Source organism: Teredinibacter turnerae T7901, from assembly GCF_000023025.1.
GTDB lineage: Bacteria > Pseudomonadota > Gammaproteobacteria > Pseudomonadales > Cellvibrionaceae > Teredinibacter > Teredinibacter turnerae_B.
On sequence record NC_012997.1, the window covers coordinates 3,198,537 to 3,217,932 of the forward strand.

General features: G+C 46.7%; 15 protein-coding genes. 3 read left to right on the top strand and 12 right to left on the bottom strand.

Features of this window, described 5'->3' with window-relative positions; genetic code table 11:
- Positions 1 to 24: 24 nt before the first annotated feature.
- From TERTU_RS12640 to TERTU_RS12685, 9 genes are all read right to left on the bottom strand, one after another.
- Complete coding sequence (locus tag TERTU_RS12640) at positions 25 to 1,746, bottom strand: cyclic peptide export ABC transporter (protein WP_015820182.1); 1,722 nt, start codon at positions 1,744 to 1,746, stop codon at positions 25 to 27.
- The gene (locus TERTU_RS12645; RefSeq protein ID WP_015818915.1) at positions 1,743 to 4,217 is read right to left on the bottom strand and encodes a penicillin acylase family protein; all 2,475 of its coding nucleotides are present in this window, start codon (positions 4,215 to 4,217) and stop codon (positions 1,743 to 1,745) included. Before TERTU_RS12645 ends, TERTU_RS12640 begins: the two co-directional genes overlap by 4 nt.
- Positions 4,218 to 4,315: 98 nt before the next feature.
- Positions 4,316 to 5,227: a chlorinating enzyme gene (locus tag TERTU_RS12650; RefSeq protein WP_015819475.1), complete on the bottom strand. Its 912-nt coding sequence runs from the start codon at positions 5,225 to 5,227 to the stop codon at positions 4,316 to 4,318.
- A 17-nt stretch (positions 5,228 to 5,244) separates the two neighbouring features.
- Entirely contained in the window at positions 5,245 to 5,520 is a 276-nt protein-coding gene (locus TERTU_RS12655) for an acyl carrier protein (protein ID WP_015818422.1), read from the bottom strand.
- A 123-nt stretch (positions 5,521 to 5,643) separates the two neighbouring features.
- A complete protein-coding gene (locus tag TERTU_RS12660; RefSeq protein ID WP_015820967.1) occupies positions 5,644 to 7,206 on the bottom strand; it encodes an amino acid adenylation domain-containing protein in 1,563 nt (520 codons plus the stop codon).
- The gene (locus TERTU_RS12665; protein ID WP_015817523.1) at positions 7,190 to 8,029 is read right to left on the bottom strand and encodes an alpha/beta fold hydrolase; all 840 of its coding nucleotides are present in this window, start codon (positions 8,027 to 8,029) and stop codon (positions 7,190 to 7,192) included. The genes TERTU_RS12660 and TERTU_RS12665 overlap by 17 nt, the downstream gene beginning before the upstream one ends.
- Positions 8,030 to 9,674: 1,645 nt before the next feature.
- Positions 9,675 to 10,145 (bottom strand): transcription elongation factor GreB, encoded by a 471-nt coding sequence (greB, locus tag TERTU_RS12675; RefSeq protein WP_041590430.1) that lies wholly within the window; start codon positions 10,143 to 10,145, stop codon positions 9,675 to 9,677.
- A gap of 326 nt (positions 10,146 to 10,471) precedes the next feature.
- Entirely contained in the window at positions 10,472 to 11,695 is a 1,224-nt protein-coding gene (locus tag TERTU_RS12680; RefSeq protein ID WP_015819642.1) for an HD-GYP domain-containing protein, read from the bottom strand.
- A 108-nt stretch (positions 11,696 to 11,803) separates the two neighbouring features.
- A complete protein-coding gene (locus tag TERTU_RS12685; protein ID WP_015819313.1) occupies positions 11,804 to 12,979 on the bottom strand; it encodes an amino acid aminotransferase in 1,176 nt (391 codons plus the stop codon).
- 71 nt (positions 12,980 to 13,050) lie between these two features.
- Here TERTU_RS12685 and TERTU_RS12690 point away from each other — a divergent pair, with 71 nt between their 5' ends.
- Positions 13,051 to 13,518: an Lrp/AsnC family transcriptional regulator gene (locus tag TERTU_RS12690; RefSeq protein WP_015818310.1), complete on the top strand. Its 468-nt coding sequence runs from the start codon at positions 13,051 to 13,053 to the stop codon at positions 13,516 to 13,518.
- Between the two features lie 445 nt (positions 13,519 to 13,963).
- Here TERTU_RS12690 and TERTU_RS12695 read toward each other — a convergent pair whose 3' ends face one another.
- Both TERTU_RS12695 and pdxH read right to left on the bottom strand, forming a co-directional pair.
- The gene (locus TERTU_RS12695) at positions 13,964 to 14,323 is read right to left on the bottom strand and encodes a diacylglycerol kinase (RefSeq protein ID WP_015819807.1); all 360 of its coding nucleotides are present in this window, start codon (positions 14,321 to 14,323) and stop codon (positions 13,964 to 13,966) included.
- A 78-nt stretch (positions 14,324 to 14,401) separates the two neighbouring features.
- Positions 14,402 to 15,037 carry a pyridoxamine 5'-phosphate oxidase gene (pdxH, locus tag TERTU_RS12700; protein ID WP_015816835.1) on the bottom strand — a complete coding sequence of 212 codons (636 nt, stop codon included), beginning with the start codon at positions 15,035 to 15,037 and terminating at the stop codon, positions 14,402 to 14,404.
- 78 nt (positions 15,038 to 15,115) lie between these two features.
- On the opposite strand from pdxH, the gene mobA reads away from it, so the two are divergent.
- Positions 15,116 to 15,769, top strand: a complete 654-nt coding sequence (gene mobA / locus TERTU_RS12705) for a molybdenum cofactor guanylyltransferase (protein WP_015819990.1) — start codon at positions 15,116 to 15,118, stop codon at positions 15,767 to 15,769.
- On the top strand, positions 15,729 to 16,634 hold the full coding sequence (locus TERTU_RS12710) for a hypothetical protein (RefSeq protein ID WP_015820645.1): 906 nt from the start codon (positions 15,729 to 15,731) through the stop codon (positions 16,632 to 16,634). The genes mobA and TERTU_RS12710 overlap by 41 nt, the downstream gene beginning before the upstream one ends.
- 100 nt (positions 16,635 to 16,734) lie before the next feature.
- Here the strand turns inward: TERTU_RS12710 and TERTU_RS12715 are convergent, their stop codons facing one another.
- Positions 16,735 to 19,338: a cadherin-like beta sandwich domain-containing protein gene (locus TERTU_RS12715; protein ID WP_015819031.1), complete on the bottom strand. Its 2,604-nt coding sequence runs from the start codon at positions 19,336 to 19,338 to the stop codon at positions 16,735 to 16,737.
- Between the last annotated feature and the right edge of the window lie 58 nt (positions 19,339 to 19,396).

The following is a 19,396-nucleotide window of genomic DNA, read 5'->3' on the forward strand; positions in this document are numbered from 1 at the left end:
GGAAGCAACCTCCCAATTTGGTTCTTATAATATATTTGCGTCTGCAACACTCTCGTTAGGCCTTGACCTACCTGGCGCATCGATAGACATCACTGTTACTTTCGATATTTTTCCATCCTCCAGCTCGATTACTCTATCTGCTGACGAAAAATATCTTTCATCATGACTAATGACTACTACAATTTTTCCTTGTGAGCGAAGGTGAGGCAAGATCTCATGATAAAAGACTTGCTTAAATTCCGGGTCCTGGTCGGCAGCCCACTCGTCGAATAGATAGAGTTGCTTGTTCTCAAGCAAAGCGCATATAAGTGCAAGTCTTTTCCTTTGTCCGTCCGACAATTTCAACGTAGAGAAACGTCCTCTCTGGTAACTCACCGCATGACCTAATTTTAGCCGCACCAACAATTCACGAACAAACGCATCAAACGATTCGCTCGTGTCACCAAGTATATTTTCAAACAGGTGGTAATCCGTGTAAATTGCAGCGATATTGTTGCGATACCCAACAATGGTCTTATCGTCCACAGCCTGCAAACCAACATTTATTACACCCGCAGATGGCCTGTAATGCGCAGTTATCATTTTCGCGAGCGTTGACTTACCCGATCCATTGCCGCCCACTATAAAGATCACCTCACCCGCTTTAATGGAAAAGCTTAAGGGCCCTACCTCAAATGCACCGCCCCCTGACAGATCTTCATAACAGTAACGTACATCCTTAAAATGAATGCTTTTGAACTCAGAAAAGCTGAAATTATGCTGTAAAACAGTTTCTTTGGGCATATCGCCAAATATTTTTTCAACTTTATCCAGAGAAATGTTTGATGTGACTATTTGCGGCAATGCATTCATAATCACACTAATCGGACCAGTTATATACAGCAACACCATTATTGCGCCAAATAATTCGCCATCACTAACTAGGTTGAAGCTGGCAAAAAGGAACGCAATATATCCGACCACAAAAAAGCTCATCATATCGCCGTAATTAATAGCCGCGCGCATAACAGACAATGCAGATTTGCTGGATTTCTTTAGCTGCGACTCCGATTCCAAAAGGTTGCTTTTAAAAAAGTAATGTCGTTTATCAGACGAAAGCTTTAGCTCTTTCACTCCTTTAATAACGCCATTGATGGACTCATGAAGATCATCAACCTTCTCTCTCGACTTCTTTACTAGTTTTCCCGCGAGGATCATTGGAATCTGAAAACTGATCACTCCAAAAAATATCGCCCAGCAAATAAATCTAAAGATATCGATATTCAGATACGCTAAAAAACCCATCATACCAGTGATTGTTACCAGACTTATCAACAAGTCCGGCATCAGCTGCGCCCCCTGAATCACCGAACGAATATCGTTAGTAATTGATGCGATAAGTCTTGACTCACCAACCCTTTCCAAACACTCAAGTGGAGCGTAAAGAATTGATTCGTAATATTTGGTCCGGAGCGCCACCGTAGCATCAATTGCAACTCGCGTGAGTATCAACTGAGAAATGGTTCTGGAACAAATGATCAGCAGACACGAACTGAAAAATGCCAAAGCAAACTTGGCATTTTTGATTTCGAGTATACTCGAGCCACCTTCCGCTGGAGCGATTACCTCAAAAGCAGAATCCCCATTAAAACTGACTAGAATAAGTGGTATTAAAAACGCGTAGCCTATCCCTGAAAACACACCAAGCAGCAGAGAGACAAACACCTTTTCCGGCGCCTCGGCGGTCAGCGTTTTGAATATTTTCATAGATTATTATTTCCCGCCAAGATGCGAACACATCGTAGTTCACACGCACCAACGTATTTATTATGAAAAACGTAAAATTGACCTTTAGCCATCGATGAAAGCATATCGTCATAATGCTCGCTAAAAACGTTCCCAGATTGTCCCGTAGCGATCACGTACTCCTGCTCCCCGCCGTTGTTTCCAAAACTGACAATCTGCCTAAAAGTTGCACCGACTTTCTGCCTATAGCCTTGGTCCGTAAAAAATTTAAAACCAGACACGTTAACAGCATCGGGAGCCCCGCCACGTACAGCCTTTCGGGAAAACAATAAATCCAAACCCTTTACGCTACTGAATGGCATATGCTCAAATTCAACTGTATGAGCATTCCCCCATGCCCAATTTTCAACATCACCGCCTAGCAGCCCTTTTAACTCGACATAAGCATCCCTAAGAGCGCTTTCAACCGTTTCGGCGCACGCCTCGACAGTCACGGTGCTCTGGTCGTCACACCAATCCAGCGATTCGTCTTCCATCAGACGTACGAGCTCAGCGGTTTCCAGCTCCTGCAAAAATTCTCGTTGCTGTTGCCTTAGCTCTCTCTCGTTCCAATAGCTCTTAAAGTCATCGATTAATAGCCGACTTTTTAAATGCCGCACCCAGGTGTAATAAGCAGTTGCCCCGACACTTTCGATATCCGCGACTTGGTCCCAGGCAACGATGTAATCTGCCATTTTTTGCATATCATCATCAGCAAACGTGACGTGTTCTAAGAGCCCCTTCAATGCACGCGCTGATTCATCTCTGGTATCCAACTGCAGTTGCTTGATATCACTACGGTCGATCTTACCTTTAGTATCCAGGCTATTATTTATAAGTGTTTCTATTCTTTGAGCCCTGAACCGTGGCGCCCAGTCATTGGAGATATAATAGGGAAAATCATCATCTACAATTTTGTTGTTGGCAGAAACAATAATTGATGACTCTGGGTTATAAGCACTCGGCATTTCGTCAAAGGGTATATACCCATTCCATGCGTTGGTGGCTAACCAACCTTCTGTTGGAAACATCCCCACCTCTGCACGTCTGAGTGGCACGGCTCCAATAGCTCGATAGCCGATATTTTGATTGCTATCAATGTAAAGCATATTCATTGCAGGCGAGACATGTAATTTCATCGCGTTGGAAAATTGCTTCCAGTTCTCTGCATACTGTAATGCCAAAAAAGCCTCAAAGGAGGTATCCCCTTTTTGAAGCCCCGTCCAGCTAAGCGATACCGGCATAGAAAACGCATGAAACAAATCAGAAATTAGTGGGCCGCGCTCGGTTTCTCGCACCTTGAGCTTAACAGGCTTAAGGGGTGTTCTTAAAAAATGCGGGAAATCAGCTCGTACCGATATAATCTCTTCACGTTCATGGAATGGTTTCCATCCTTCACTCGAAAGGTATTTCTCGCCAGCATCATAGGATGTGCGTTCAAAGTATAGATCCATGGTATCCGCCATCATGTTCGTGGCGCCCCATGCGATATTTGTATTGCTGCCCAGCATAACAAAAGGAAGACCGACTAAACTCATCCCTTGCACGTTTAAGCGCCTCGTATGAATTTGTAAGGCGTACCATTGGGAAGGGATCTGAGTACTTAGGTGTGGATCATTGGCCAACACCGCATGCGCGTCAGCTGTTAGCTCTGGGCCAATCACCCAGGCGTTACTCCCTAGATTTTTTCCACTTAGTTGCCATTTTTCGGAAATGGAGTTAAGTTCCTGCATCCCTATCAGCAGTTCAGTCAAACCAAAATCCATAGATGAGTGTGTGACAAGCCTTTTTATTGGCGATTCGATATCAAGGAGGTTATTGGCCTTAGCGATATCCAGCGATTGAGTCACCGCAAAGCGCCTGATGTCTTTTTGAAAATTGCCAGCGAGGCCCAGGCCAAACATTTTCATCCAGCAAAGGGCATCTTTCGGCTGCCATGGCGTTGGCTTCATACCTAACAAGCGGAATTCTATCGGCAAATGCGTTACTTGCTCCTGCCACGCATTAATTCCTTCTGTGTACTTGATTAAAGCTTTTTTAGAATCTTCATTTAAAGACTGCCACGCACTATCCGCAGCTTGAGACAAGCCTAGCGTGCGTACGAAAAGGTCTAACCCAAGTGTACTCTTGCCCAGCACTTCGCTAAGCTCTCCCCGGCTCATACGCCGAATCAGCTCAAGCTGCCAAAGACGATCCTGGGCATGCACATACCCAACGCCAAAAAAAGCATCCTCATCCCATATAGCATCTATATAAGCAACACCGTGCCTATCTCTGGAAATAGAAACATCCGCTTTAACCTTGGGCGACAGAAAGGCATAGTCATCCCCCGGTAAGGTCTCCAGCGCTAGAGACCAAAATATAGTAAGTGTGCAAACTAAAGGAAGTACAATAAAAGCAATAAAAAGAATAAGGATAGGGTGTTTTTTGTAGACTACTTTTATCGCATTCATGACCCATCCAAAAATATTTGCTAACGAGATAATGGACCGTACAACAATCCATTATCCCGCTTTGTAAGAAAACTTCTAACCCAATGCGGTGACAACCCTTAGCTTGCGAATGCGTAACCCCGAAGGTTTTCGCGTACGACCCGGTTGTGCTTTGAAGGATCATTACCCGATACGACTACAACGCCAAAACGATCCAGTGATATCTCGCTGCCATATTCCTCGAAGCTGCTAACATCAGGATATACGCTGACACTAGCGGGAACGTACCGAGATGCATAGCCCAGGCGCGTTCTATTCTGTGTCGTATTTGGTAGCGAAGAGTGCATCAAAGTAGACCAAAATATAATGAACTGACCGGCCCGCATTTCTATAGAAACGGCCTTCGATTCGTCCGGTTTAAAACTTGGGTCCTTTTGCAGGTTCCGGTAGTCATACCCAAAAAATCCGCGCTTAACGCCGTCTTTATCGAGTTTGTTTACCTCTTCTGGCGCATATTTCATACCTTTACTTTCGTCATAAAACATTTCTTCATGCGTACCAGGTATAAATCGGAGACAACCGTTCTCTTCACTCGCCTCGGTCAGTGCCGTCCAAACGGTTATTGCTCCACCAAAATCTGTATTCGTCGGCCAGACAATCTGTTTTTTACCAGATGCATGCGCAAAGGTGTCCGCTTGATGCCAGTCTGTACCTTCATCTCCAGGATATTTAGGGAACATTTCGGAACGCCAACAGATAATATCCGGGCCAAGAATACCTTCTAATCGATCTACAATTTCTCGCCGACTAATATGCTCACTCAGCTCATTGATATCCAGATGGCGATCATACCCAGAAATTACGCTTTTATTATCCAAATCATACGCCGCATGAGAGCGATCAAACAGCTTCGGACGGATCGCCTTGTATTTTTCTATAATTTCAGCTTCCTCGTACAAATCAAAGGGACCTGCGTACCCATTCTTTCGGAATGATTCCAGCTCTTCTGCGGTTAAACTAAACTTTTTCATAATATCCTCAATTTTTGTTAAGCAGTAGCTGTTGCAGCTTCATCGTTACTTTCTGCTCCGGCTGGGGTCGACTCTATGTAGATTTTCACCCACCCATTCAATGTTGGGGTTGCCATTAGAAGCGCTGTATCAACTTCAATAGATAACACCTCCTCTACCTGAAGCTGCAGATCGACTACAGTCAAAGAAGATGCTCCTAGATCAAAAAAATCAGCTTCCGGAGAGACACCTTTTAAGATAGGTTTTGTATCCAAAACGGAAACGATCACCTTACGAATTTCATCGCTATTCATTCTCATTTTCCTCACGTTGAAAAAACTACAGCCATTGATTAATTTACGACACAGCATTCCTTTATTTTTCTGTAAACAGCTATTTTCATAGCTTGGCAGACATGCCATATACACTACGATCGCTCAAGCAGTTTCTGGCACACCCCGTTTATGTAATTCAATAACATTTTTTCGGTCTATTTTCCCATTCTTGTTAATAGGAAGATCCTCCCTTAAACATACAAGATCTGGAACCATATATTTCGGTAGACTTTCAGCTAGTATTTTCTTTATTGAATCAGAGGATAAATTGCTGACACTATTTTTAAGTAGGTATGCGACCAGCTGCTGATCGCCATTCTCTAGCTTGTCAACTAACACAATAGCGTCGTCAACATTCTCTATTTTAACTATCGCAAGTCGCACTTCTTCTAGCGAAATACGGTAGCCACGAACTTTTACCTGGAAATCGCGTCTTCCCTCAAAAAAAATATCACCATTTTCAGACCTGTAAACCAGATCACCCGTTCTATAGAGAAGCCCAGATGCCTTGTCCTCATCGACATAAAACGGGTTTTCACTATCATCCATATTAGCGGTGGCATTGCAGCTAATATAGCCCAACCCCACACCGGCCCCCGCAACGTGCAGCTCTCCAGTATCGCCGCTAAAAATATCGTTGCCCTCTGAATCCAGAATAAATACCTCAGTACCTGATATCGGTTTTCCAATTGGCACACTTTCCGCCGGCCTATTCTTGGTCGTCATAGCGTGACAACAAGTGAATGTCGTATTCTCGGTGGGACCGTAACCGTTGATAATGATTAAATCAGGGTAACTATCAAACACTGCATTAATTACATGTGGGTAAAGTACATCGCCACCAGCGAGCAACACTCGCAAACCCCCAAAAAGTTTTATATAGCGCGTAGCAACCATATGAAAGAGTGCGGCCGTCAACCAGAGTATCGTCACGCCATATTTATCAATTTCACGATGAAAAAGTTTGGGATTGAATACGTCAGCAGAATAGAGAACGAGCTCTGCTCCGTTCAGTAGTGCCCCCCATATCTCAAATGTCGAGGCATCAAAAGTAATTGGAGAGAAGAGCACCAACACATCGTCGGCACCAATATCAATATAATTTGAATTGCAAACCAATCGCGTTACGGCGCGGTGGGGTATAACGACACCCTTTGGCGCTCCTGTCGAGCCAGAGGTAAACATTACGTAGCATTTATTATCTGGTGTAGCACTGGTAAAGATAGCATTGGGGACTTCGTTTCCGAGCTCAACCAACTCGCGCACTGAAACCCATTGCTCTACTATCTGCACCTCGTCTGGCCCCCCACTATCGCCTATCCCGACAGAAACGCGCGCCGCATTCAAAATACTGCTTATGCGCGTAGGTGGGTCAGATTTATCCAACGGCAAATAAGCTGCTCCGGCTTTCAATATTCCTAACATGGCAATGATCAAGTCGATAGATCGCGATAGATACAAGGCGACGACGTCATCGGGTTGAACTCCCGATGATATTAGTGCACTGGCCACCGAATTGGATTTTTGGTGCAACTGAAGGTAACTTAAGATTTCATCCTGCTTACGAACGGCTATTTTTTCCGGGTGCCTTAAGACTGCCTCTTCGAATGCTTCGATGATCGTTTTGTAACGGCGGCTTACGCCTGAGTTAGCCGATACCGTCATAGTTAATCCTCGATAAATAATCGTAAAGGTAGGCGAGTATATGAGACCCCTCCCGCAAAGGCTCGTAGTGATCTGCATTTGCATCCAGGTAGAACTCTGCATTTTGCAGACATTCAACAATTCGTTTAGAGCTCGTTACGTTAGCCTGCTTATCCATGCCACTTGCTATCACTAGCACGGGGTGCTCTATCGACTTAGCTAATTCTTTAAAATTGGCCTCTCTATAGGACAAATAATTCATCGCGTATCGCTGAAAATACAGTGGCGAACTGAATGGCTTGTTCAAGCCAAGCCTGGCACGCTCCCCGTCGTCATCGCTCTGATTTATACGGTCCAAAACAAACGCAGACTTTTTTTGATCCATAGCAGCCAAGGGAAAAAGACTATCAACATCTTTGCCATGCTGAGTTACACAATCCGCCTCATCCAGAATCACATAGTCGCCATTTATTAGCACCAACTGGGATATCATATCTTTATGTGCGGCAGCATACGCCAGCGAGACGCCAGCACCCGAGCAATAGCCAACCAAAATGACACGCTCTACACCCTGATCATTAAGCAGTACATTAAGATCATTGACATGCTGTGATATGGAAAAGGAATCTTGACCTTGCTTAAGCTCTTCATCGCTTAGAATTAACCTGCACTGCCAGGTCAACACATTAAATTGACCTTGAAATGCCGTAAAAAATGCGGCTGCCGAAGAAACCTCAAGCCCGAACGGCAATACAAAAACCAACCACGGACGTTCGATGCCACACTTTTCTACCGAGAAATGGAGTTCAACCCCGCTGTCGGTGTTGACTTTATTTACGCGCATAGACGCCACCCCATTTAAATATATGGAAAAATTAAATTTGATTTAATTTTGGGAAATGAATTTTTTTATATTTATATACTTATAGATTTATATACCAACGTCTAATTCTTTGAGGACCAGCTATTTTTTAATTTTGAAACGTCGCCGCATTTGGTATGCCTTACAACCTATTAGATTATTTTTTAAAAAATATTGCGTTTTTGGATCTTCGACCGAGCTTCGAGAAAGGACGCCCGACCAATCAAGCGCCACCACACCTCAACCTCGCTCGAGCACTTAAATTTTCTATACGATTATTATTTGTCGCCATTCTATACATGTTAATTTGTATAAATCTATATCAAATAAAATTTTGGCACCCATTCATACAGATTATTCCTTTATTTATAAAGGAACTTTTATATCTTCTTTTTTAGGCTACTCCAATTTGCGAAGCACCACACACTTATAAAATATCCAAAGTGATAACAAACACCCAATTCCATTTTCATCATGACACATACATCATCTATTTTTCAGATGAATTATTTTTAAGCAAAGCAATCGACCGCACACGCTAGAACACTATTATTTTCTTACTGGATACAGAAATAAATTATCGTCCTGAAAAACCTTCCAAGCTGTACCCTTAGAATTCATCAATTAACAGATCAGCGCTTAAGTAGAACAATACTGTCGTCAGAAACCATTGAGATGGCAAGTATATCTACGTTAGTCTCATAAGCACTATATGTAATAGGTGCCACACTACATGTTAGCCATCAACCACGGCACCAAATCGGCAGAACCATTCAGACATAACGAATCTCACTGATATTGCTAAACGACAAGAGCTATAAGCTCATTCCCTAATATCAATTTTCGCTTGTGCGTTCTCAAACACATCTTAAATACCGATTTTCTTTTGACTTGCTTCTCTAAGGCTCCACTAAAATAACTTGCCGCCCACTCGCTCCAGGAGATCCTATCTCTTGGGTCTGGTTTCAGTATGCGCATTTCTATATACCAAGGGCGCCACAGTTAAATGTTACAAGGACATCCCAAAAAGCAGTAAAACGTAACTCAAACCTCATGACCTCAAGGAATCTGCACGATTTATCCATCACGTAAAAACTGAGAAAATATGTGTTATTCAGTTTTCAAAGTACGCACAGATCATCGAGCACGCCCTAAGGCAACGACGTTACAACACCATGATATTTAGCTCAAAGACGTAACGACCGGCTTTCAAGCGAAACGGGTCATGTCACCAAGCTTTATCAGATCACTTTAGCGAACAACGGGAACGGGATGAATAACAGTTAGAAGGGGCAATTAAAATCGGAGGATAAGTTTACGCTACTGACACAATATGCTTAGACTTAAACATCAAGCGAAATAAGGATTCGGATAAGAAGATTTTTCACAATGTTTACACGGGGAAAGTGAGCGCGCGGCATTGCCTGTGAGATGCTTAGCGTATCCTAGGGTCACGCTAAATGTTGGCAACACCCTTAAAGTTAGGCGCTGTTTTGCTTGTTAAATATATAGAAGTATTTGATACCTATAATCAATTATTAATATTGAACACTACCATGGCCCACATGAAGGCACATCAATACCCCCAATTTCAAAATCAAAATAGCTGCTAGCGAAATCCCACATTTCATCGATAAGAGATCTCCATTATTTCCCAACAAAATTCACCCACCTCGGTCTTGACAATAGCTTCGTCCCCCACTTTTTTACGAAGCAATGCCTTTGCCATTGGCGAGTCAATAGATATATAGTTTTTTTCACCAAAAATTTCATCGTACCCCACAATGCGAAGCTCTTTATTTTCGCCGGCCTCGTTTTCAATTTTTACCCAACTACCAAAATACACACTACCTTCTTGTTCTTTTGCATAACGCACTACTTTCAGCGAGTCTATTCGTTTACGAAGGTATCGAACTCTGCGATCTATCTCCCGCAATCTTTTTTTATTATACTGATAATCAGCATTCTCACTTCGATCGCCCAAGCTCGCTGCCCACGTAACTTTCTTTGTAACTTCGGGCCGCTCGGTTCGCCATAGATAGTCCAGCTCGGATTTAAGCTTAGTCAGACCTTCCTCGGTGATTAGTGGTGTACTCATATAAAATTGGGTAGCGTTGAAAATAAAAAAAGTAAAAATTGCCAACAATGCGAAATAAATTTAACACCTAAACTTTAGCGCCCAGAATATATCCGGATTATTTTTAGTTGTAGCGCGACACCAACAAGCAGCAACTTATCACTACAAAACAACATTTTCAGTAAAGTATCACGCTACACCAAAGGAAAATCAATTCCCCTGTATGTGGCTCCGCGCCAAAGCAAAGCAGTGTACCAGCTCCCCATGCACACCACAAAAAGCATGGTCACTCGGTTTTTAACATGCGAAAACCGGAGGAATATTTGATTTTTACAAAACGAATCTACTTAACGCTTCAGAATCAATCCTTTTTTCTGATAATCCCGCAATCGAATATCAAAGCTACCGTCCCGCCAAACTTGTTTTATTAAATACTTGCGTGGCAACTCGCCCTTTTCAATATTCACCAGATCTTTTACCAGCTCTTTTTGCAGTGGTTGCTTTTCGCTATCCAGCAAGAGAATGACGCGTGGCAGGTGGCGGAAACGGGTGTTGGACTCAATCACAATTCCGACTTCGCCGGAATAGAGCTCCACTAAGCTACCTGCCGGGTATAGGCCGATGGTTTCGATAAATTTAACCGCGAGTTCTTCGTCGAATTGCTTACCGCGCTCGTTGTAAATAATTTTTAAGGCTTCGGTAGAGGTTTTTGCTGGCGCGTAGCAGCGGTCGGCGGTCATTGCATCGTAGGCATCGACAAGAGAAATAATTCGCGAAAACCGCGATATACCTTTACCGGGTAATTTGCGCGGGTAGCCTTCACCATCTATTCGCTCATGGTGGCTGTAGGCCACGTCGATTGCCCCGGAGTAGATATTTTTACCTGATATCAACAGGTTGCGGCCATGTACCGTGTGGGCCATCATCATGCGCATTTCTTTAGTGGTTAGCCTAGCGGGCTTGTCTACCACTTCGCGCGGCACGCGCACCTTGCCAACATCGTGTAATAAACCGCAAAACCCCAAATTGTGCAGATCCGCTTCGTCCATCCCCAATTGACGACCAAAGGCTATTGCCAAAATACAGACGTTCAAACAATGTTCAGCGGTGTATTCGCGTTCTTCGCGGATTTTCGCCATCCACAGCAACGCATCTGGGTGGCGAATAACTGACTGAACACAGTCGTTCACCACATCCCGCGCGGTATCACCATTTAGTGCACCGCCGAGACGAATATCGTCGAGTAGAGTACGCGTGATACTACGCGCTTCGCGGAAGGTCTGGTAGGTTTTGCGATGCTCTTCCTCCACAGAGACACTAGGTTCGGCAAAATTACGCTGGCGAGCCTGAGTCGCTGACCCGATATTGGAGCTATGCATGCTACCTGAGTCACGATGGTCGACGTCGACCCAAACGTACTCGCAAAACTCAGAAACAATATCGATATCTTCCCGCTGTTCGAGCAGAAAGCCTTGCATAATAAATGGCGTATCGAGCCAGTCGCGATCCAGTTTTGAAACAAACATCCCGACCCGCAAGTCGCTGACATGCACTTTGACAGTTTTTGCCATGTCTCCCCACACACTCACTGCATACCAAGTTCAACTGCTCAGAACACACGGTCGCTCCCCGCGCGACCATTGATTCAGTATAGTTGTTTGGCGTGCCCTTGCAGGTTTTTAGAGTGTGCGACTCAGGGCGTCGGCAAATACCGGAATATTTGTCGGTGTTAAGCCCGCCAGGTTTATCCGGCTAGATTCCACCATATACACCGCGTGCTCATCGGCGAGTTTGGCCACTTGCTCGGGAGTTAGGCCCAGAAAAGAAAACATGCCCTGCTGTCGCTCGATATGCGAAAACCGCTGGGCAAGACTATGTTTCTGGAGCTCGCCAACTAAACTCACTCGCATATCTCGAATGCGACTACGCATCGCGGTCAGCTCATTTACCCAAGTATTCCGCAAATCTTCGTCTGCTAAAATTCGGGCAACGATCGCCGCTCCATGATCCGGCGGCATAGAGTAGATTCCGCGAACAATACTGGCGATGTGAGAACTCGCTACCGCAGGCGCCTGTGACAATACTGCAACTGCGCCCACACGTTCACGATACAGGCCAAAATTTTTGGAACAGGAAATGGCAACGATGGCTTCGGGTAATTGCTCGCAGACTAAACGTACACCATAAGCGTCGCTATCCAGGTCTTGTCCGAAGCCCTGGTATGCAATGTCGATAAACGGAACGAAGCCGCGCTTTTGTGCAAGATCTACCACTGCTTGCCACTGCTCCACCGAAAGATCTGTCCCGCTGGGGTTGTGGCAGCATGCATGCAGGAGTACGAGGTCGCCAGGCTTGACTTCTTCCAGTGCAGACATCATTTCATCAAATTTTAACGTATGCGTAGCGAAATCGTAGTAGGGATAAGAGCGCAAATTAATTCCCGCATCCCCCAGCAATGGAACGTGGTTACCCCAGGTAGGGTCACTGACCCAAATAGTCGCTGAGGGGTTCGATCGCTTAATGAACTCTGCGGCCACGCGCAAAGCACCGCAGCCTCCGGGCGTCTGCACCAGCGACAGTGAACTCGTTGATGGATGCGCATCTCCGAGCAGTAAGCCCGCGAGAAGCTGATTAAATTGGATATTTCCCAACGGCCCGACATAGGCTTTAGTTGTGGACTCCGCAAATAACATCTCTTCTGCGCGCTTCACCGCAGCAAGTATGGGCGTGTTACCTTGTTCATCGCGATAAACACCCACCCCCAAATCAATTTTGTTGTTACGAGGATCGTTATTAAATTGTGCAATAACGCCGAGTATCGGGTCCGCGGCAAGCGGCTGCAGGCTCTCAAACATAGATTGTGTGGACGCTAGTAAGTAGTTAAAGTGAAAGGCGTCGATTCTACCCTGCAAACCGGTGACAGACCATGGCCTCAAGCGAGCTGGACCACCACGATTACAAAATTCTGCGCTTGCTGCAGATGGACGGTAGCATCTCAATGAATGAACTGGGAGAAAAAGTGGGCCTATCCCACACCCCCTGCTGGCGAAGAGTTAAGCGCCTGGAGGAATTGGGATATATTCGCGGCAATGTTATGTTGTTAGACGCTGCCAAACTCGACCTGGGTGTTGCAGTCCATGCCTACATCACTATCAAAAGCCACGACGAATCCTCTCTTGTCGCATTCGAATCCTCCGTCCAACCGGTCGCTGAAATCGTGGAATGTCACTCCATCACAGGCGACAAGGACTACCTGCTGAAAATCGTGGTAGCAAGTGTTGACCACTACGAAAAGCTGTTGAAAAGTACGCTGGTTCACCTGCCCAATGTGGCCTCAGTCAACTCAGTATTTGCACTGAAACAGATTAAATTCACCACCAGTCTGCCCCTGTAGCCGCTACGACTGGAATGATAAACGGGCAAAAAAAAGCCCACCATAAGGTGGGCTGGGACTAGTAACACATAATACCAGATTGAAAACTGACAACTTAACGAACGATACCCGCAGGAGATCTGAGTCAAAATACGTTAACAACTTCTAATTTAGCACATAAGTACCAGTATTCAAGAAGGCATTCAGACTTTATAACTAAAAAGTGTTCTAGCGCAAATTTTTAAAATTATTGACTTGCAGGATTGGCAGGAGACTGTATGGAACTCAGTGTTCAGGGGGCGTAGCGCACTGTTCAACCAAAGGTAACGCGAGCGCCTTATGCGTATTCGAAATAGTATTCAGAAAACAGGAGAAAAGTGAAATAAGCAACAGCAGCTAACAGTCGTCATCCAAGCTGTTGGCCGCGGCTCTGAGCTGGTACGGCACTCGACTCGTAAGCCAACCGCTAGAAAAATAGAATTCCCGCCCACACAAACAACCAGAGTAGCAAGCTGAGTGATACGGCAGCTGAGCCCATATCCTTCGCTCTACCAGCCAATTCATGGTGCTCGTAGCCAACTCGATCCACAACTGATTCAATCCCACTGTTGAGTAGCTCCACTATCAGAACCACGAAAACCGTTGCAATCATCACGATTCTTTCCAGCTTGGTCACGTCCAACCAAAACGCGATTGGCAGCAACACCGTCGCGGCGGCCAGCTCCTGGCGGAAGGCAGCCTCATTGCGAATGGCTGCGACAACACCTTTGTAGGAATAGCGAGACGCCTTTACCAAACGGGTGAATCCGCGGTTTTTCTTAATCATGCAGGTAGTCCTGATAGTCAAAACGAAACGGACGTCAGCTTATTTCACTATTGTGACGAACAAATGACTGGTGAAAGATCATGGCGCAAGGCGTGAAATCTGCCACGATCCATTTTCATTGCAGTACAAAAAGCGGTCGTGCAGACGGCTGGCGCCCCCCTGCCAGAACTCTATCGCCTGCGGTTTCACCACGTACCCGCCCCAGAAATCCGGCAGCGGGATTTCGCCTTTCGTAAACTTTGCTTTCATCGCTTCAAACTGGCTGAGCAGTGCCTTGCGCGAATCTATTCGCTGACTTTGCTCTGACGCCCAGGCAGCAAGCTGACTTTCCCGCGGCCGCGTAAGGAAGTACTTCAGGGTTTCGGCGGTCGAAATTTTTACTGCCTCGCCTTGTACCTTGACCTGCCGTTCCATGAAATGCCACGGGAAATGCAGGCTAACGCAGGGGTTCCCCGCTATGTCCTCAGCCTTGTGACTTCGGTAGTTGGTAAAAAACACAAACCCGCGTTGATCCAAATGTTTCAGTAACACGATTCTCTGGCTGGGCTGACCGCTCTTCGATACGGTAGCTAGTGTCATTGCCGTAGGGTCTGGCACACCGCTGGCAATCGCTTGCTCGAGCCAGACGTTGAATTGATCAATGGGGTTTGGTAGCAGGTCTTCCCGATTTAAACCACCGAGCAGATACTCACGCCGAATGTCTTCAAGATTCATGTATTTGAACGTAGATACTGGTTGATGAGAGGGCACAAATGCTAATGTTATCGACTTTATTACGCAATCGTCAGAAGCATGGTTTACGCAAGTTCCCCAATTGGCTGCATTCTAGCCGGCGGTAAAGGCGAACGCATGGGCGGCGTTTGCAAGCCCCTGCTTACGATTGGCAGCAAAAGTCTGCTTGAGCTTCAGATAGCAGCATTGAAACCTCAAACCCGCTCTTTACTCGTAAGCACCGCACGGGTTGCCAACCTATTGGCCCATTCGAACATCGCAGTTGTGACAGATGCGCAATGCGGTGAGCAGTATATTCAACAGGGGCCGCTTGCCGGCGTGGTCAGTGCTCTCGATTGGCTCAATCGGGAACACACAGATTCGGATTGGCTACTAACAATTCCCGGCGACACCCTCTGCATCCCACGCAATTTCAGCGAATTGCTGATGAACTCCATTCGCCGCCACCAATCTGTGGATGCCAAATGTGCCTTTGCCGTGTGCGACAACAACCCTTATTACCTTGCAGCACTCTGGCATAGAGACTGTTTGGCAGACTTGCGGCATTACCTCGACTCAGGGGAGCGCAAAGTGAGTCAATTCCTGTGCGGACAGAATGCCGTAAAAGTCGAGTTTTCGCGCACGAACACAGCAAGTTTGCCGCCGTTTTTTAATATTAATACGCAAGATGACTATGACTACGCAAAAGCCGCGATGGCAAACAAAAATCTGTAGAAAATGGCAGCTCGCTGATTTACTGGCGTTCAGCATAGGTGCTAGCTGCACAGCAATTAGCATTGCAACTCTCGCAGACGCAAACTGCCACGCGCTGGCGCGCACCGATCTGGAAGCCGCCTACTGCGACGTGCGTGCAACGCCAGCAGGAAAAAAGCTGCCCAGCCTGGGGGATTTCCGTAAAAACACGCCCAGCATGCAGCGGCTGATACTCAAAAAACCCGCGAAAAAAGCCGGGGTCGAGATACCTGAGCAAAACGCTGATCGCGAACACAAACCGTCTGGCACGGCAGCGGACAAAAAACTCAGTATACAGGAGCCTAACAGCAACGAAGCAAAAACGAACAAGTCTCCCCCTACGCCTACGTCCCGCCCTAGCGCGCCCCCGGCGCGGCCAAGCTTCAGCGGTATCGACCGCTGCAGTTTGCTGAAAAACCAGATTCAATGCGGTTACGATTACTACCTGCTTCGAGTCAATCTACAGAACGATGCGTTAACGCCAGCGGTCTTCAGTGCTGAAAACCGATTGTCGTTCCCTGCTCGAAACACAGGTGAGGCGCAATTGGACTTTTTAAGCAGGATCTACCCGCAGTATATCGAGAAGATGCTGGCGATTGGTCTTGGGGATTCAACCATGTCGTTAACACGATTTGCAGCCACCTACGACGCAGTGGAAGACGCTGGCGGTGACTTCAATACACGTTTTGCAGAGATGTATGAGATGCTAAAAACAGAAAAATCCCACAATGCCATACGAACACGCTACAACCAGAACTACCCGCAAGATATTACCGCCTGCCAGTTTTTAACCAGCACCATTATCGTTTGCGATAACGTAACTCAAAACTGGGTCTACGAGCGCTAGACTATCAATCACCACTATTCTATCGCCGATAAAAAAAGCGCACTTTTTAAAGTGCGCTTTTCGGGGGATGCCTTGTCTAATTTTGAATTAGAGGCCGCGTCTAAAAGTCTTCGATAACCAATGTTTGACCGTCTGCGCCACTGAAACTTTGCATCAGCGCAATTCCGTCAACCTCATCCGAAGCCTCCAAGACAACAGTGCCGCTGTAGCCCTTATTTGCCAGCATTACACCTGTCTGACTGTAAAGAACCTGCCACCGGTATACATTCCCACTTGCGGTATTTCCTGCGCCACGTGGGGCGCTGAGTACTGGCGTAGTCGCAAGCTGATTTATGTAACTCAGCACCTGTGGCTGAAGAATTCTCTCATTTTCGCCCGCACTAGAAATATACACGAAACCATTGTCATCACTCTCCAGCTGCCAGCTCTGGGACGCATCATCAGAACAGGTTTGGCTGGTTAAGAAGCCAGAATTTGCACCAGCAGAAATACTCTCCGCGAGACAAAGATCGTTATCACTACCTAACCGGATACGCACCATCGGCGTTGTAAAAGTGGAGTCGATGCCCAAGCCCGCGTACTCAACATCCAAATCGTCTACCCGACGATTGTCGCCAACCCAAGCGTTAATCACATCAGTACTGTTTACAAACGTCATCTCGCCGCCGGCGAAGTCTGCGATATTCTGGTAGGTTTTTGAATCCTCGCCCCAGCTATCGCCAACCCATTCACGATCAACTTTGTTCAGGGTAACCACCGTATCCAGACCAGAGCCCGATTCGTTAACAAACCGGTTATAGGCAATTTCAATATCGTTACCCTGCGCAAGAACAAAACTCCCGCCCTCAGCGAGTGCAGTGGTGCCCTCTGCGAAAAACGCGTTATGAACTACGCGCGTGCCAGTAGTGCCCGCCTTTATATCTATCGCTTCACCGCGAATACCCTGGCCAAATACGTTACCAGCGATGATGTTGAAGTCGTCCTGCTTGTCTGAGTCGCCGTTAGGTGCACTCATCCACTCCTCAGAAGCGGTGCCGACCACCAGGCCCTCAATGTAGTCTTCGTAGCCCACTCGTGGCAGCGAGCCAGTATCGCGAATAATTGATCGTTGCAAGATGTTGTAGGAGCTACCGTTGCGAATGTGAACTCCGCGCTCCTCCGCGTTGCGCACTATTAAACCGGTCATCGTATTGTGGTTAGCGCCATCAAGTACCAGGGTATCGCGACCGCCATCAAACTCGACGTTACTCAGGCGCCAGTAGTCACCACCCAGCACGAACGTCGAGGAACCTTCACCTGTAATCAGAGGCTTGTAACCGGAAACAGCGTTACGCAGGTAAATAGGCTTGTCTTCTGTACCACTGGCGGTGCTGTAAAAACTCGCGGTTTCGCCACTCTCGCCAAAAGCGATGCTCCCGCCTTCGTAGATTACACCTGTCAGCACGATCTCATCGTTCGGTTGCGCGTTCTCCAGCGCAGCTTGCAACTCTGCGGCATTTTCTGCGTACACACGGTTGGTCTGCAGGCGATTAAAGTTAATAAGGTAAAGCCGGCCCGCGGATTCGTCTTCACTGACCACTTGAATGACCTTTGAATCAACACCCACTTCGAGGTCAATGCTCACCGCCTGCCCGGCCACCAGTTCCTCGTCTTCTGTCACTCCGACCAAGGCGCCCGTCGACGAGTTATATATCGGGTCACCAATGCGCATTGTTGCGCCCGGAGCGGCAGGCGACGCCGTCACTGTGACGCTTGCAGTACCGTTGTTAACCAGCGCCGCATAGTTGCGGGTCAGACAATTGAACGGTTGTGTGAGTTCGCCGCCGTCGACAGTGAGAGCAGCAAGATTGGCGTCCGCCGCAAGTTCCGCCTCTGTACCTGCCGCGCGGGTAATTTCTATGGTGTACGTCTGAATGCCCGCTCCGACTTCCGGGGTAGAAACAATCTCCAGCGTATTGGCACCAACATTCAGATCAACAGGACGGATACTCAGATTGGAAAGACGCGCTCCATTTACCGTCACCTGGGTGTTCCTGTCAGGAGTCCGCACCAAGGCCCCAACAGTGCACGAGGTGTAGCCAGCGCTCGCGCTATATTCTGTTACATCTGGATCGTACGCCGGGTCCAGAGTGAGGTAATACTGACTTGTGTTTGTGCCTGAATACGCCAGATCACGCACCAAAAGATCTGTCAGTTTAGCTTCGGTGCTGGGGCGGCGAACCATGATGGTATAAACAAAAGTGGATGACTTATCTGCCGAGAACACACGCACGGCAATCAGGTTATCCCCTTCATAGATACTCTTGGTGTCGGTTTCACCACTCGCCAGAATGGTCTCGTCGCCATAACTGGACATCTGGAAATTGCCGTTACTGTCTTTAACTGGCTCGCCATCCTCATACAAAATGCCTTTACGGGAGATGGTTATCACACTCTCCTCTTCCATAGCGACTGGCTGCAGCGTAATCGAGGTTACGGTTTCGTCGACATCTATACGGTAAGGGCCACCGCGCTCAGAGGTGAATGACGGCATCAGCTCCACAGTTTCGCCATTGATAGTCAATGTCAGCGAGCTGAGGTGAAGATCGTGATAATTCTCGTAATCGGATACCGGGGTCTTAGAGCGTCCACTATCGCTGCCACAGGCTTGCAGAAACGACAGTAAAAGTAGGGTTACAAATAGATAGGTTTTACGACACAGCATTCTAGAGGTTGTCCGTTATCCGATTTTAAGAAAATTATTCTCGACTTATTTACTTCTG

Bases quoted from the DNA above. Each gene is read 5' to 3' on its own strand.
- TERTU_RS12640 (WP_015820182.1), bottom strand. From the start codon at position 1,746: ATGAAAATATTCAAAACGCTGACCGCCGAGGCGCCGGAAAAGGTGTTT.
- TERTU_RS12645 (WP_015818915.1), bottom strand. From the start codon at position 4,217: ATGAATGCGATAAAAGTAGTCTACAAAAAACACCCTATCCTTATTCTT.
- TERTU_RS12650 (WP_015819475.1), bottom strand. From the start codon at position 5,227: ATGAAAAAGTTTAGTTTAACCGCAGAAGAGCTGGAATCATTCCGAAAG.
- TERTU_RS12655 (WP_015818422.1), bottom strand. From the start codon at position 5,520: ATGAATAGCGATGAAATTCGTAAGGTGATCGTTTCCGTTTTGGATACA.
- TERTU_RS12660 (WP_015820967.1), bottom strand. From the start codon at position 7,206: ATGACGGTATCGGCTAACTCAGGCGTAAGCCGCCGTTACAAAACGATC.
- TERTU_RS12665 (WP_015817523.1), bottom strand. From the start codon at position 8,029: ATGCGCGTAAATAAAGTCAACACCGACAGCGGGGTTGAACTCCATTTC.
- greB (WP_041590430.1), bottom strand. From the start codon at position 10,145: ATGAGTACACCACTAATCACCGAGGAAGGTCTGACTAAGCTTAAATCC.
- TERTU_RS12680 (WP_015819642.1), bottom strand. From the start codon at position 11,695: ATGGCAAAAACTGTCAAAGTGCATGTCAGCGACTTGCGGGTCGGGATG.
- TERTU_RS12685 (WP_015819313.1), bottom strand. From the start codon at position 12,979: ATGTTTGAGAGCCTGCAGCCGCTTGCCGCGGACCCGATACTCGGCGTT.
- TERTU_RS12690 (WP_015818310.1), top strand. From the start codon at position 13,051: ATGGCCTCAAGCGAGCTGGACCACCACGATTACAAAATTCTGCGCTTG.
- TERTU_RS12695 (WP_015819807.1), bottom strand. From the start codon at position 14,323: ATGATTAAGAAAAACCGCGGATTCACCCGTTTGGTAAAGGCGTCTCGC.
- pdxH (WP_015816835.1), bottom strand. From the start codon at position 15,037: ATGAATCTTGAAGACATTCGGCGTGAGTATCTGCTCGGTGGTTTAAAT.
- mobA (WP_015819990.1), top strand. From the start codon at position 15,116: ATGGTTTACGCAAGTTCCCCAATTGGCTGCATTCTAGCCGGCGGTAAA.
- TERTU_RS12710 (WP_015820645.1), top strand. From the start codon at position 15,729: ATGACTACGCAAAAGCCGCGATGGCAAACAAAAATCTGTAGAAAATGG.
- TERTU_RS12715 (WP_015819031.1), bottom strand. From the start codon at position 19,338: ATGCTGTGTCGTAAAACCTATCTATTTGTAACCCTACTTTTACTGTCG.